This is a genomic window from Bacillus sp. NMCC46 (assembly GCF_002998465.1).
GTDB lineage: Bacteria > Bacillota > Bacilli > Bacillales > Bacillaceae > Bacillus.
This window is the reverse complement of record NZ_PVQZ01000002.1, coordinates 82,586-96,669: the sequence shown is the minus strand read 5'-3', so window position 1 is coordinate 96,669 and position 14,084 is coordinate 82,586. Positions and strand designations below refer to the sequence as shown.

The 14,084-nt window shown below is 41.3% G+C and carries 17 protein-coding genes; 16 read left to right on the top strand and 1 reads right to left on the bottom strand.

Annotation, left to right across the window (positions count from 1 at the left end; all coding sequences use genetic code 11):
- The first annotated feature begins 153 nt into the window (after positions 1 to 153).
- Together rpsA and fni are read left to right on the top strand one after the other, a co-directional pair.
- Positions 154 to 1,305: a 30S ribosomal protein S1 gene (rpsA, locus tag C6Y01_RS05995; RefSeq protein ID WP_034661087.1), complete on the top strand. Its 1,152-nt coding sequence runs from the start codon at positions 154 to 156 to the stop codon at positions 1,303 to 1,305.
- 14 nt (positions 1,306 to 1,319) lie between these two features.
- Positions 1,320 to 2,387: a type 2 isopentenyl-diphosphate Delta-isomerase gene (fni, locus tag C6Y01_RS05990; protein ID WP_034661086.1), complete on the top strand. Its 1,068-nt coding sequence runs from the start codon at positions 1,320 to 1,322 to the stop codon at positions 2,385 to 2,387.
- A 53-nt stretch (positions 2,388 to 2,440) separates the two neighbouring features.
- On the opposite strand, the gene C6Y01_RS05985 is transcribed toward fni, so the two are convergent.
- A complete protein-coding gene (locus C6Y01_RS05985) occupies positions 2,441 to 2,572 on the bottom strand; it encodes a YpzI family protein (protein ID WP_066030721.1) in 132 nt (43 codons plus the stop codon).
- Positions 2,573 to 2,692: 120 nt separating this feature from the next.
- Between C6Y01_RS05985 and C6Y01_RS05980 the strand changes: the two genes are divergently transcribed.
- The 14 genes from C6Y01_RS05980 to hepT all read left to right on the top strand — a co-directional run bounded on the left by C6Y01_RS05980 (position 2,693) and on the right by hepT (position 14,043).
- Entirely contained in the window at positions 2,693 to 3,295 is a 603-nt protein-coding gene (locus tag C6Y01_RS05980; protein ID WP_223249886.1) for a YphA family membrane protein, read from the top strand.
- Positions 3,292 to 4,176 (top strand): YIEGIA family protein, encoded by an 885-nt coding sequence (locus tag C6Y01_RS05975; protein WP_034661083.1) that lies wholly within the window; start codon positions 3,292 to 3,294, stop codon positions 4,174 to 4,176. Before C6Y01_RS05980 ends, C6Y01_RS05975 begins: the two co-directional genes overlap by 4 nt.
- A 6-nt stretch (positions 4,177 to 4,182) precedes the next feature.
- Positions 4,183 to 4,377, top strand: coding sequence for a capping complex subunit for YIEGIA (locus tag C6Y01_RS05970; protein WP_003215794.1), 195 nt, complete (start codon positions 4,183 to 4,185; stop codon positions 4,375 to 4,377).
- A 159-nt stretch (positions 4,378 to 4,536) separates the two neighbouring features.
- Positions 4,537 to 5,847, top strand: a complete 1,311-nt coding sequence (gene der / locus C6Y01_RS05965) for a ribosome biogenesis GTPase Der (protein WP_034661082.1) — start codon at positions 4,537 to 4,539, stop codon at positions 5,845 to 5,847.
- 14 nt (positions 5,848 to 5,861) lie between these two features.
- Entirely contained in the window at positions 5,862 to 6,899 is a 1,038-nt protein-coding gene (locus C6Y01_RS05960) for an NAD(P)H-dependent glycerol-3-phosphate dehydrogenase (RefSeq protein WP_034661081.1), read from the top strand.
- Between the two features lie 266 nt (positions 6,900 to 7,165).
- On the top strand, positions 7,166 to 7,369 hold the full coding sequence (locus C6Y01_RS05955; RefSeq protein WP_034318888.1) for a DUF2768 domain-containing protein: 204 nt from the start codon (positions 7,166 to 7,168) through the stop codon (positions 7,367 to 7,369).
- A gap of 18 nt (positions 7,370 to 7,387) precedes the next feature.
- Positions 7,388 to 8,113 (top strand): hypothetical protein, encoded by a 726-nt coding sequence (locus C6Y01_RS05950; protein WP_106037944.1) that lies wholly within the window; start codon positions 7,388 to 7,390, stop codon positions 8,111 to 8,113.
- Positions 8,114 to 8,318: 205 nt separating this feature from the next.
- On the top strand, positions 8,319 to 9,797 hold the full coding sequence (gene spoIVA / locus C6Y01_RS05945) for a stage IV sporulation protein A (RefSeq protein ID WP_008344534.1): 1,479 nt from the start codon (positions 8,319 to 8,321) through the stop codon (positions 9,795 to 9,797).
- A gap of 375 nt (positions 9,798 to 10,172) precedes the next feature.
- On the top strand, positions 10,173 to 10,451 hold the full coding sequence (gene hbs / locus C6Y01_RS05940) for a non-specific DNA-binding protein Hbs (protein WP_003215863.1): 279 nt from the start codon (positions 10,173 to 10,175) through the stop codon (positions 10,449 to 10,451).
- 190 nt (positions 10,452 to 10,641) lie between these two features.
- Positions 10,642 to 11,211, top strand: coding sequence for a GTP cyclohydrolase I FolE (gene folE / locus C6Y01_RS05935; RefSeq protein WP_034661079.1), 570 nt, complete (start codon positions 10,642 to 10,644; stop codon positions 11,209 to 11,211).
- 24 nt (positions 11,212 to 11,235) lie between these two features.
- On the top strand, positions 11,236 to 11,466 hold the full coding sequence (mtrB, locus tag C6Y01_RS05930; protein WP_008344541.1) for a trp RNA-binding attenuation protein MtrB: 231 nt from the start codon (positions 11,236 to 11,238) through the stop codon (positions 11,464 to 11,466).
- Positions 11,467 to 11,580: 114 nt separating this feature from the next.
- Complete coding sequence (locus tag C6Y01_RS05925; protein WP_034661078.1) at positions 11,581 to 12,348, top strand: heptaprenyl diphosphate synthase component 1; 768 nt, start codon at positions 11,581 to 11,583, stop codon at positions 12,346 to 12,348.
- Between the two features lie 3 nt (positions 12,349 to 12,351).
- Positions 12,352 to 13,056, top strand: coding sequence for a demethylmenaquinone methyltransferase (locus C6Y01_RS05920; protein WP_095285339.1), 705 nt, complete (start codon positions 12,352 to 12,354; stop codon positions 13,054 to 13,056).
- A gap of 24 nt (positions 13,057 to 13,080) precedes the next feature.
- Positions 13,081 to 14,043 carry a heptaprenyl diphosphate synthase component II gene (gene hepT / locus C6Y01_RS05915; protein WP_034661075.1) on the top strand — a complete coding sequence of 321 codons (963 nt, stop codon included), beginning with the start codon at positions 13,081 to 13,083 and terminating at the stop codon, positions 14,041 to 14,043.
- The last annotated feature ends 41 nt before the right edge of the window (positions 14,044 to 14,084 follow it).

Genomic DNA, 14,084 nt, shown 5'->3' with positions numbered 1-14,084 from the left:
TACTAATACTATTTTTATTGATCATTCAAGCAATTATGTTGATTTGAATGTTTCTTTAATACATATTCGGCTGGTAATCATCATGCTTAAGACACATATTCGCCCAGTCGTTTTAACTAAGCTGTGTAGGTTTGGACCAAGGAGGTTATCGAAATGACAGAGGAAATGAATCAAATCGATGTTCAGGTACCAGAGGTTGGAGATGTAGTGAAAGGGATTGTTTCTAAAGTTGAGGACAAGCATGTCAATGTAGATATCGTCAATGTGAAACAGCCTGGGATCATCCCAATCAGTGAATTATCAAGTCTTCACGTTGAAAAAGCATCAGATGTCGTGAAAGATGGCGACGAGTTAGAGCTTAAAGTAACAAAAGTCGAAGACGATGCTTTGATTTTATCGAAACGTGCTGTTGATGCAGACCGCGCTTGGGAAGACCTAGAGAAAAAGTTTGAGACAAAAGAAGTATTTGAAGCTGAAGTAAAAGACGTTGTAAAAGGTGGTCTTGTCGTAGATATTGGTGTGCGTGGATTTATTCCTGCATCTCTTGTAGAAGCGCACTATGTAGAGGACTTCTCAGACTACAAAGGTAAAACACTCTCACTTGTCGTGGTCGAACTTGACCGCGAAAAAAATCGTGTGATTCTCTCGCACCGTGCAGTAGTGGAGCAAGAGCAATTAGACAAAAAGCAAGACTTCCTGCAAAAGCTTGAAGTAGGCAGTGTGATTGATGGTAAAGTGCAGCGCCTTACTGATTTTGGTGCATTTGTAGACATTGGCGGCATTGATGGATTGGTTCACATTTCTCAACTATCCCATGCGCATGTTGAAAAGCCATCTGACGTAGTGGAAGAAGGCCAGGAAGTCCAGGTCAAAGTACTTGCTGTTGATCGTGATAACGAACGTATCTCACTATCTATTAAAGAAACATTACCAGGACCTTGGAGCCAGATTGGCGAAAAGGTAAAACAAGGTGATGTGCTTGAAGGAACTGTTCAACGTCTTGTGAGCTTTGGTGCATTTGTTGAAATTCTGCCAGGCGTCGAAGGACTTGTGCATATTTCCCAAATCTCTCATAAACATATCGGTACACCGCAAGAAGTCCTTGAAGAAGGGCAGACTGTGAAAGTGAAAGTGCTTGATGTGAATGAAGATGAAGAGCGCATTTCGTTAAGCATCCGTGATTTAGAAGAAAATCCTGAAAAACAAATCGAAGAGAATTATCGTCAATATCAGGCGAAAGAAGAAAACACAAGCGGATTCCAGCTTGGTGACCTGATCGGCGATAAGCTTAATAAATTAAAATAATTTGGTGATCAAAATTGACGAGAGCAGAAAGAAAGAAGCAGCATATTGAACATGCCTTGTCCACTGGACAGCATGCAGCAACAGGTTTAAAAGATGTTTCCTTCGTTCACGTCGGTCTACCAGATCTTGCGACATCACAAATTGATACACATACGACAATTGGCGGACTGACTTTCGGTTCGCCAATTTTTATCAATGCAATGACTGGCGGGGGCGGAAAGTCGACCTATGAGATCAACCGCTCTTTATCGATCGCAGCGAAGGAAACGAATATTCCGGTGGCAGTAGGATCACAAATGGCTGCACTGAAAGATAAAGAAGAAAGACGTACGTATGAAGTTGTTCGAAAAGTCAATCCGGATGGAATTGTGTTTGCGAACTTAGGCAGTGAAGCAACGATTAAGCAAGCGAAGGAAGCAGTCGAGATGCTGGAGGCCAATATGCTCCAGATTCATTTAAATGTGATCCAAGAGATCGTCATGCCTGAAGGAGACCGTGATTTCAGGGGGGCGCTTAAGCGCATCGCAGCCATCGCTGAATCAGTTGGTGTGCCTGTTGTCGTAAAAGAAGTCGGATTTGGCATGAGCAAGGAAACGGCAAAAAAGTTATTTCATGCTGGAGTTGCGGCCGTTGATGTAGGAGGATTTGGTGGTACGAACTTTTCAAAGATCGAAAATCTTCGCCGCCAAAAAGCGCTTCATTATTTTGACCAGTGGGGGATTCCAACAGCAGCGAGTCTTGCTGAAGTACATACAAGTTTTCCAGATCAAACGGTTTTAGCCTCCGGAGGTATACAAGACGCCCTTGATGTAACAAAATCAATTGCTCTTGGCGCATCCGCTGCTGGTCTAGCTGGCTTTTTCTTAAAATCACTGACTGGCGGAGGGGAGAGCGGCCTCATCGCTGATATCATAGATCTTCAAGAAGATGTGAAGATGATGATGACAGTGCTTGGCGTGAAGACCATTGAAGAACTGAGACAAACCCAGGTTGTCATTTCCGGGGAAACAAGTCATTGGCTCAAAGAAAGAGGCATCGACACAACGTACTATAGTCTAAGATCAAAGAAGAAAAAGGACTAAAATCAAGTTTAGCCCCTAAACATCTAAGGCATGTGGTCATCACATGCCTTTTTTTATTGATTTCTTCTTCGTGCGCTATCTGGACCTTCTAATGCTGTTGCCCCTTTATGATGAATGGATTGATCACGGTCAGATTCCACTCTTTTTGATGCCTTTAAGCGTTTTTCCTGTCTATCTTTTCCCATCATGCATCCCTCCTCAATTATTAGAGTGTCACCTCTTGTTTATTTCATACAATGTCCAAAGCGATCCCTTACGTTTAAAAATTGGGGATTTTCCCATAATGTAATTGAGGTGATGAGACGTTGGAGGCTTTGTACTATTATTGGTCCATATGGTTCGTTTGGATTATGGTGACATTTATTATGGAAAAAAGCTCATGGCGCAGTATGCTAGGCGTTTGTGTCCTCGTCCATATTATATGTAGTCATTTCATGGTATCCATGTTTGATATGAGCCTCAATGCGGGGTACTTGATGACCTTTTTATATGCATGTGCAGGTTTCGTTATATTCCGGTCTGGCCATCAAATGATGAGAATCATGCAATTAGGCTCTATGGTGAGCGCATATGCCTTTTTTATGATTTTTGCATTATATGACCCGGTTTGGTTCACGCTAATAAAAGTGGATTGGGTCGTATTTGCCTTGCTGATCTTGATGTCTTTGACATATGGACATCATTTCACAGAACGAGTCACCCTATGGATGATGTCTGTATGTCTTGGCGAAGCCCTTTATGCGCTGACGATTCACCGCCTGACATCATCGATTGTCATAGGAGATCTCTCTTTTCTGTCCCTTGTTGTTCAAGGGTCCATCTTCCTATTAGGTGTCGATCAGCTTGAAAAGCTCTTGAACGCCCGTTCATCGAGAAAACCAGTAAAAGGGGCTGCAAAATCAACATGACGGATTATACGTTTCCTGTGATTATTGGTGTCATCTTTGGGATGGCGGCCAGACTTTATATGCTAAGAACAGATTACCGGCAATACCCCACGTATATTCATGGACAAGTGATTCATATTGCGCTTGGTTTTATCGCTTCAGGACTTGGTGCGATCATTATGCCTGCACTCATTCAGGAGGAATTTACGGCGATTACCTTTCTCACGCTGGCGGCCACGCAATTCCGAGATGTCCGCAATATGGAAAGAAATACGTTAACTCAAATGGATTCATATGAGCTAGTCTCAAGAGGCAGTACATATATAGAAGGCATAGCCATTGCCTTTGAAAGCCGGAATTATATTGCGATTCTCACGGCACTGATTACTACCACAGCCTGTATTTTCTTCTCGCTCGTTATTGGTACAGTGGTCGGTATTCTTTGTTTTTTCTTGGCAAAGCTATTAATGTCTGGCAGCCAATTAAAGGATATTGTCAATATACAAAAAGGAGAGCTTCGCTTTGATGGGGCAGGGCTTTATGTGAATGATATTTACATCATGAATATCGGACTGCCCGAAAAGCAAAAGCTCATTTTAGAGCATGGGATGGGCTTTATTTTGACGCCGAAAAATTTCAACTCAGCCACAACGATTGCCAATCTTGGGCAGCGGCAAGCCATTTTATTTGATTTATCCAACGTACTTGGGGTGTATCGCGACTCTGGTGAACCATCGCTCTGTCCGCTCGCAAAACGTGATCTAAATAACGGCACACTTGGCGTGTTCATTTTACCGCAATGGTATCGTGAAGATTTGGCTGTCCGTGTATTGGAAGAAGTACCTATTTTAGAAAATGCCATCAGAATGCCGACAGAGTTCATAAAAAAGAAAGTGAGGTAATAGGGCATGGCGAACACCATTGAACAATTTATACTCGCTGTGGCTACAACAAATAAAGAGCGGGTCATGGGCGGAACAGCCGTTTTTTTCTGTGAAAATAAAGAAGAACTCGACATGTACGCCATGAATTTAGAGGCCATTTTAGATGGAATTGCACACGGAATTGGAGAAGATCTTTACTTGATTGTCAAACATTTTTAAGTTATTCATTGTGGTCTGATTAAAAATTGATATAATATATAAGTTGAACCCTTCATGTTTGAAGGGTTTATTTCATAAAACTGAATGAAAATTTTAAATCCCGGTTGAAACATGATGATGAACATATTGAATCGCGGCTGGATTGAAAGGAAGGGTACTATGGGTAAACCTGTCGTAGCCATTGTTGGAAGGCCCAACGTTGGAAAATCTACAATTTTTAATCGAATCGCAGGCGAAAGAATATCGATTGTAGAAGACACACCTGGTGTAACAAGAGATCGAATCTATAGCTCTGCTGAATGGTTAAATTATGACTTTAACTTAATAGATACTGGTGGAATTGATATTGGAGATGAGCCATTTTTAGCTCAAATTCGCCATCAGGCAGAAATCGCAATGGATGAAGCGGATGTCATTATCTTCATGGTGAATGGACGAGATGGTGTCACATCTGCGGATGAAGAAGTCGCAAAAATTTTATATCGCACGAAAAAGCCAGTTGTACTTGCTGTCAATAAACTGGACAACCCTGAAATGAGAAGTGACGTGTATGACTTTTATGCACTAGGATTTGGCGAACCGTATCCGATTTCTGGAACGCACGGATTAGGTCTAGGTGATCTGCTTGATGCTGTCGCAGAACACTTCAAAAACTTACCGGATACACAGTATGCGGAAGAAGTTGTTCAGTTCTGCTTAATCGGCCGTCCGAATGTAGGGAAATCTTCTTTAGTGAATGCAATGCTTGGAGAAGACCGGGTCATTGTGAGCAACATCGCTGGTACGACAAGAGATGCTGTGGATACGATGTTTACGTACAATCAGCGTGACTTTGTCATTGTCGATACAGCAGGTATGAGGAAAAAAGGAAAAGTATATGAAACAACAGAGAAATACAGTGTGCTTCGTGCATTAAAAGCCATTGATCGTTCTGATGTTGTCGCTGTTGTTCTAGACGGTGAAGAAGGCATTATTGAGCAGGATAAACGTATTGCAGGCTATGCACACGAAGCTGGTAAAGCTGTTGTGATCGTTGTGAACAAATGGGACGCTGTTGAAAAAGATGAGCGTACAATGAAGGAATTTGAGCAAAACATTCGCGAGCATTTTCAATTTCTGGATTATGCACCTGTCTTGTTTATGTCTGCTCTTACGAAAAAGAGAATTCATACGTTAATGCCATCCATTATTACAGCTAGTGAAAATCATGCGATGCGCGTTCAAACGAATATTTTGAACGATATCATCATGGATGCAGTGGCAATGAATCCAACACCGACTCATAATGGACAGCGTCTGAAAATTTACTATGCGACACAGGTGGCTATTAAGCCTCCGTCCTTTGTGGTGTTTGTAAATGATCCAGAGCTTATGCACTTTTCTTATGAACGTTTCCTAGAAAACCGCATTCGAGATGCATTTGGTTTTGAAGGAACACCGATTAAAATATTTGCGAGAGCGAGAAAATAAAAAGGGTGAGCAGGATGAAGAAAATTTCAGTACTTGGAGCAGGCAGCTGGGGAACAGCTCTTGCGCTTGTATTAGCTGATAATCATCATGATGTACACATGTGGGGACATAGACAAGAGCTTATTGATCAAATCAATGAGAAACATGAAAATCATGATTACTTGCCTAATGTCGAACTGCCAGCGTCTATTCAGGCGACGACAGATATGAAGCAGGCGTTAGAGGGGACAGACGCTATTATTGTCGCTGTGCCAACAAAGGCCATTCGCGAAGTATTAAAGCAGGCAAATGAGCTGATCACATCGAAAGTGCCGTTTGTCCATGTAAGTAAAGGGATTGAACCAGATACACTTCTTAGAATTTCTCAAATGATTGAACAAGAAGTACCTGCTGAGAAAAGAGAAGCTGTTGTTGTCTTATCAGGGCCGAGCCATGCCGAAGAAGTAGGCTTGCGTCATCCGACAACTGTCACTGTCTCATCAGAAAATATTGAAGCGGCTCAATTTGTTCAAGATTTGTTCATGAACAACAACTTTAGAGTATACACAAACCCTGATGTGATTGGTGTAGAAATTGGCGGAGCACTGAAAAATATCATTGCTCTTGCGGCAGGGATCACAGACGGACTTGGATATGGTGACAATGCGAAAGCGGCGCTCATCACTAGAGGACTCGCTGAAATCGCACGTCTTGGTACGAAAATGGGAGGAAATCCTCTGACATTTGCCGGATTAACAGGCGTGGGAGATTTGATCGTGACATGTACAAGTGTTCATTCGCGTAACTGGCGCTGCGGAAATCTGCTTGGTAAAGGGTATAAGCTTGAAGAAGTGCTTGAAAAAATGGGGATGGTTGTTGAAGGCGTCCGTACAACAAAAGGCGCTTATCAGCTCTCCAAAGAATACAAGGTCAGCATGCCGATTACAGAGGCGCTTTACCACGTCTTATTTGAAGGGAAAAAGGTCGACGATGCTGTAGAATCATTGATGGCACGTGTGAAAACACATGAAATGGAAGACCTTGTGAACATGTTTGAAAACCAAACAAAATAAATGGAAGACTGAACTTAGGCATGTAGAGGATGCAAGAAGGGGAAGACTTGCATAACATAGCAATGAAGTTTGAATAGAGCTTTGCCTCTACAGAATGAGGAAAAATAGTCGATTTAATGACTGAAGCAGAGTCCCCCTCTTTGCTTCAGTTTTTTTATGCGCTTTTTTCTGAATGATTGGAAAAATGATTGATATTTACCTTATTTTTGGTTTAGAATGAAATATAAACGCTTACAATTTGTTCGTTTTGAAGGGGGACAGGCACGATGAGTTTTGCTTTAATCAAGATGTGGTTTGCGCTTGGTTCCATGGGGCTCATGTTTTTAGCCGTAGTAACCATTTATTTCAGTCGATTTAAGCTGAAAAGCCGGTTTCTTAAAATAACAGCCTCGACCGTTGCATACAGCTTGATGCTTATATCAGGTATCATTGTGTTTTTAGTTGTATTTAGCGGGCCGGTCAATGAATAAAGAAAAAGGAAGAATGTGATGATCAAAGCAAAAGTCAGTGTCACGTTGTTAGCACTTATTTTACTAACAGGATGTCTGTATCCAGAAAATCGCAAAACTGAAAACCATGTGCCATATGAAGAACAGCTGCAAAGCGTTCAGACAGCGATTGAGGAATTTCAAAAAGCAACTAATGGCCTTTTGCCGATTGAAACGAAAGAAGCAGACACGCCGGTTTATCAGAAGTACGTCATCGACTTTAAGCGCTTGTCACCAAGATATTTACACGATGTACCGTCTACATCTTTTGAAGGCGGGGGCGAATATATGTATGTCCTCACAGACGTCGAAAAAAAACCAACGGTGAAACTGCTTGATGTCAAAATGACGCAAACCATCAGTGAATTACGGCTTAGAATCAAAATATATCAAGATGAACATACATATCCGCCATACGGCAAAGTAGTATCAAGCAATTTATATACGTTAAATGAAAAAAAGCTAGGCTTAAAATCGCCGCCTACGGTCATGAGTCCGGTGACGGGGAATTCCCTCCCGTTACTGATTTCATCAAATGGCGAAATCTATGTGGACTACCGCAGTGATTTTGCTCATATTTTGAAGAATACGAAACAAAAGCTCAAACCAGGTGAAAACATTCAAGATGTCTATTGGCAGGAAACCCCGTTTGTACCCGCGTTTTCTGTCCCATATACCATCAACAAAAAAGGTGAGCCTGACTTTTTAGAAAAAAAGACGTCATAAACAAGAATGAACCTTTTTCCTCTGCATATAAATGAGGAGAAAGGTTTTTTTATGGCTAAACATACTCTCAAAACAAAAAAGGTGTCATATTCAAATAGGACAACGTCATACACATATATTGTCCAGACACCTTTCAAGCACAGTTTGATTGAAGAATAGAGTATTTTATTTGAAAACGAGGATAGCAAGTCCGGGAGGGGATCACTTGGAAAAAGTCGATATTTTCAAGGATATCGCTGAACGAACAGGAGGCGATATATATTTAGGAGTCGTTGGCGCTGTTCGTACAGGGAAATCTACGTTTATTAAAAAGTTTATGGAGCTCGTGGTGCTCCCGAATATCAATAATGAGGCAGATCGTGCAAGAGCACAGGATGAATTGCCGCAAAGTGCAGCAGGAAAAACCATTATGACCACTGAACCAAAATTTGTACCGAATCAAGCGGCATCGATCCATGTGAGTGACGGTCTTGATGTCAACATCAGGCTTGTTGATTGTGTCGGATACACAGTCCCTGGTGCGCGCGGGTATGAAGATGAAAATGGTCCAAGAATGATCAACACGCCGTGGTATGAAGAGCCAATCCCGTTCCATGAAGCAGCGGAAATTGGCACACGCAAGGTCATTCAAGAGCATTCAACCATCGGTGTTGTGATTACAACAGATGGTTCCATTGGAGAAATCCCAAGACATGATTATATTGAATCTGAAGAACGTGTGATTGATGAGCTCAAAGAGGTTGGAAAGCCGTTTATTATGGTGATCAACTCTGTGAGGCCATATCACCCTGAAACAGAAGCGCTGCGGCAGGAACTCAGCCAAAAATATGATATTCCAGTACTCGCCATGAGTGTAGAAAGTATGAGAGAGCAAGACGTCCTTAGTGTGCTTCGTGAAGCATTATATGAATTCCCAGTCCTAGAGGTGAATGTGAACTTGCCAAGCTGGGTCATGGTGCTGAAAGAAGATCATTGGCTGAGAGAAAGTTATCAGGATTCAGTGAAGGAAACCGTAAAGGATATTAAAAGATTAAGAGATGTTGACCGTGTCGTTGGTCAATTCAGCGAATTTGACTTTATTGAAAGAGCGGGCTTAGCAGGGATTGAAATGGGTCAGGGGATTGCGGAGATTGACCTGTACGCCCCAGATGATCTATATGATCATATTCTAAAAGAAGTGGTTGGTGTGGAAATTAGAGGGAAAGACCATCTTCTAGAGCTCATGCAAGATTTTGCGCATGCGAAGACAGAATATGATCAAGTATCAGACGCATTAAAAATGGTGAAGCAGACGGGATACGGGATTGCGGCCCCGGCCTTGTCAGATATGAGTTTAGATGAGCCGGAAATCATTAGGCAGGGCTCGAGATTCGGCGTGAGATTAAAGGCGGTTGCTCCATCTATTCATATGATTAAGGTAGATGTAGAGAGTGAATTTGCACCGATTATTGGAACAGAGAAACAAAGTGAAGAGCTCGTCCGCTACTTAATGCAAGACTTTGAAGATGATCCGCTTTCGATTTGGAATTCTGATATATTTGGGCGCTCACTCAGCTCCCTTGTCAGAGAAGGTATTCAAGCAAAGCTGTCGCTGATGCCAGAAAATGCAAGATATAAGCTGAAAGAAACGCTTGAAAGAATCATCAACGAAGGATCAGGCGGTTTGATCGCCATTATTCTATAGCATGTGAGACCTCTCATTGACAGGGGTCTTTTTTTGCGTATTCAATGAGTCATAAAAAGACAATTGTATAAAGATTAGTCAGATTCAGGCTGAAATTAGGAATATTCGTTCGTAAAAGTGCCCTTAATCCTTGACGAATAAGGATTCTTCCCTTTAAAATGCTTGATATGGTATTTCATATGTGTTAATCTACTTACAGAAAATCTTCACTTTGTTGGACAAACATTCCTTCAAAGAGTTGTTTTCTAATGAATAGCCATGTATAACGCTTTCTAGACGCTCTTTTTTTTCGAAAAAAGTGTATAGAAAGAAGATGAATTGTGAAGAAATGATAACAATCTACTGAATGCATATTTTTGGGAGGAGGTGAAAGGCATGAACAAGACAGAACTTATTAACGCGGTTGCTGAAGCAAGCGAGTTATCTAAAAAAGACGCGACAAAAGCAGTTGATTCTGTTTTTGATACAATTTTAGATGCACTTAAAAATGGTGACAAAATCCAACTTATCGGTTTTGGTAACTTTGAAGTACGTGAGCGTTCAGCTCGTAAAGGACGTAACCCACAAACTGGTGCAGAGATCGAAATCCCTGCAAGCAAAGTACCTGCTTTCAAACCAGGTAAAGCACTTAAAGACGCGGTGGCAGGTAAATAATCGTTATGTGTAATGATCCTATTGCAGGAGTTATACATATAAAGTTTCACACTGGTCTAGAAAAGCCCCTTTCATAAGGGGCTTTTCCTTTTGAATCAAAAGGTTCGTTTAGAACGCTCTCCTTTGCTTTTAGGATCTGAAGTGTGCTAGAATCTGATTGAAATGTAATCGCCTTTGGAGGATATAATACATGAGTGAAATAAATAAAGAACTAATCGAACACGCAGTACGCGATATATTAAAAGCCATCGGAGAAGATCCAGATCGTGAAGGACTTCTTGATACCCCAAAACGAGTAGCAAAAATGTATGAAGAAGTGTTCTCAGGATTAAATGAAGATCCAAAAGAACATTTTAAAACCATTTTTGGTGAAGACCACGAAGAACTCGTTCTTGTAAAAGATATTGCTTTCCATTCAATGTGTGAACACCACCTTGTACCTTTTTACGGAAAAGCCCATGTCGCTTATATTCCGCGCGGCGGAAAAGTAACGGGACTTAGCAAACTTGCAAGAGCTGTAGAGGCTGTTGCCAAACGCCCGCAGCTTCAGGAACGCATTACATCAACCATTGCAGATAGTATGGTGGAAACACTCAATCCGCATGGCGTGATGATTGTCGTTGAAGCAGAGCATATGTGTATGACGATGCGCGGAGTGAAAAAGCCAGGTGCTAAAACCGTGACATCAGCAGTACGCGGTACATTTGCAAATGATACGGCGGCAAGAGCAGAAGTGCTTTCCTTTATTAAAAACGACTAATTCAATAGATGGAAGGTGAACAGATTGAGTGAAAATAAAGCATCTGATTTTGTAGTGATTAAAGCCATTGATAATGGTGTAAATGTCATCGGCTTAACTAGAGGCTCTGATACAAGATTTCACCATTCCGAAAAGCTCGATAAAGGTGAAGTCATCATTGCACAATTTACTGAGCATACGTCAGCGATCAAAGTAAGAGGCGATGCTGTCATTCAAACGAGCTTCGGTGAAATTCAAAGCGAAGCAAAGAAATAAGCACTTGAATGCACTTGATAGCATAAAAGTGAGAGCTGATATGGTATAATAAATCTCTATACAATGTGCAGGGCTACATATGAAACTGTAATTTTTGGGACAAGGGTGATATCTTTGCAAGACATCTACGGAATTTTATCTAATCTAAATATAAAATTAAATAAAAAGCTTTCTCATCCTTATTTGGCGAAGCATTTACGTGCGCCACTCATCGATGAAGATAAGCTCCTTCTTTTTCATGCAATGTTTGATGAAGCTCAAATTGATGCAGAGAAAAAAGAAAATTATATTTTAACGGCGATGCTTGTACAAATTGCCCTTGATACCCATGACGAAGTCACAACTGCTGCAGCCATCAAACAAGACGAATTCAAAAATCGTCAGCTGACCATCCTAGCAGGAGACTATTTCAGCGGTCTCTATTATTCTCTTCTCTCTGACATGAAAGACATCTACATGATTCGCACGCTCGCAACGGCGATCAAAGAGATCAATGAACATAAAATTAGACTGTATGATCGATCCATTCAAGATGCAGCGCACTTTTACAAAAGTGTAGCAACTGTTGAGTCTGCGTTATTCCAAAGGGTTTCTGAGCATTTTCAATTAACGCATTGGAATGAGATTGCAAGTCGTTTCCTTGTTTATAAGCGTTTCATGAAACAAGCAGAAGATGACAAACATTTAAAACTTTTTTTGAACGATAGCTATACGGACGCCTATACATGTTTTGACAACTTTGAGAAGGAAGGCTATGAAAAGGCCAAACGATCGATCAAGGAGCTTCTTGTTTCATCTCCGGTCGTTCAAAAAGAGCTATTAAATCGCTTGGATCATATGAAAAATGAGCCTGCGTACCATCAGAAAGTGGAAGAAGGGTAAGTCATGCAGCAATCAAAAGAACAGCGAGTACACGGTGTATTTGAAAAAATTTATAAAAATTATGATCAAATGAACTCTGTCATCAGCTTTAAGCAGCATAAAAAGTGGCGCGATAAAACAATGAAACTCATGAATGTTCAAAAAGGAGCCAAAGCATTAGATGTATGCTGCGGAACAGCCGATTGGACCATTGCGCTTGCTGATGCTGTAGGCGAAAAAGGCGAAGTCAAAGGCCTTGATTTTAGTAAAAATATGCTGAGTGTTGGAGAAACGAAGGTGAAAACTGGGGACTATAATCAAATTGAACTGCTTCACGGCAATGCGATGGAGCTTCCTTTTGAGGATAACACATTTGATTATGTCACGATCGGATTTGGCCTACGAAACGTCCCTGATTACTTAACGGTGCTAAAGGAAATGACAAGAGTCGTGAAGCCTGGTGGAATGGTTGTCTGTCTTGAGACATCACAGCCTGAAATGATTGGGTTTAAACAAGGCTACTATGTCTATTTCAAATACATCATGCCGCTCTTTGGTAAACTGTTTGCCAAAAGCTATCAGGAGTATTCATGGCTTCAAGAATCAGCCAAAGCGTTCCCTGGCATGAAAGAACTGGCGGCTCTTTTCGAAGAGGCGGGTCTGTCTGATGTCTCGTATCATCCATTTACAGGCGGTGTAGCAGCAACACATATCGGAAAGAAGCTTTGAATAAACGATATTTGGGTGAAAATAATGAAACTAAAAGCAATGATCTCTTTTTTAAATCATGATATCGATATTATTGAAAAAGAGCTTGAACAAACAGTTCGCTCTGATTATGCATTATTAAGTGAAGCAGGTCTTCATTTGCTGCAAGCGGGCGGAAAACGAATCCGCCCCGTTTTTGTTCTCCTTTCAGGCATGTTTGGCGACTATGACATTAATAAAATTAAATATGTTGCCGTTGCTCTTGAGCTGATTCATATGGCATCGCTTGTTCATGATGATGTCATTGATGATGCTGAGCTGAGAAGAGGCAAGCCAACGATTAAGGCAAAATGGGACAATCGAATTGCCATGTACACAGGAGATTATATGTTTGCAAGATCGCTTGAGTATATGACAAAGATCAATCACCCAATGGCGCATGAAATTTTGTCAAAGATGGTCGTCGAGCTCTGTCTTGGTGAAATCGAGCAAGTGAAAGACAAATACAATATGGATCAAAATCTGCGTACATACTTAAGAAGAATCAAACGAAAAACAGCCTTGCTCATTGCAGGCAGCTGCCAGTTAGGTGCGATAGCAGCAGGTACAGATGAGAAAACACATAAAGCCCTTTACTGGTTTGGCTATTATGTCGGTATGTCCTATCAGATCATTGATGATGTGCTTGATTTCACATCAACTGAAGAAGAGCTTGGTAAGCCTGTTGGGGGAGACCTTTTACAAGGAAATGTCACACTCCCGGTCTTATATGCACTGAAGAACCAGGCACTCGAAGGCCAATTAAAGCTGATTAATAGTGAAACAACGGAAATGCAGCTGAAGCCTGTGATTGAACATCTCAAACAAACAGATGCGATCGACCGCTCGATTCGAGTGAGTGAAATGTATTTGAAGAAGGCATTTGAACAGCTGGACAAACTTCCTCGAGGACGAGCGAAAACGTCACTCGCCTCCATTGCCAAATATATTGGTAAACGAAAATTCTAATCAACATGTTGTTGATTGGTTTTTTTGTGAAATTTTTTGTC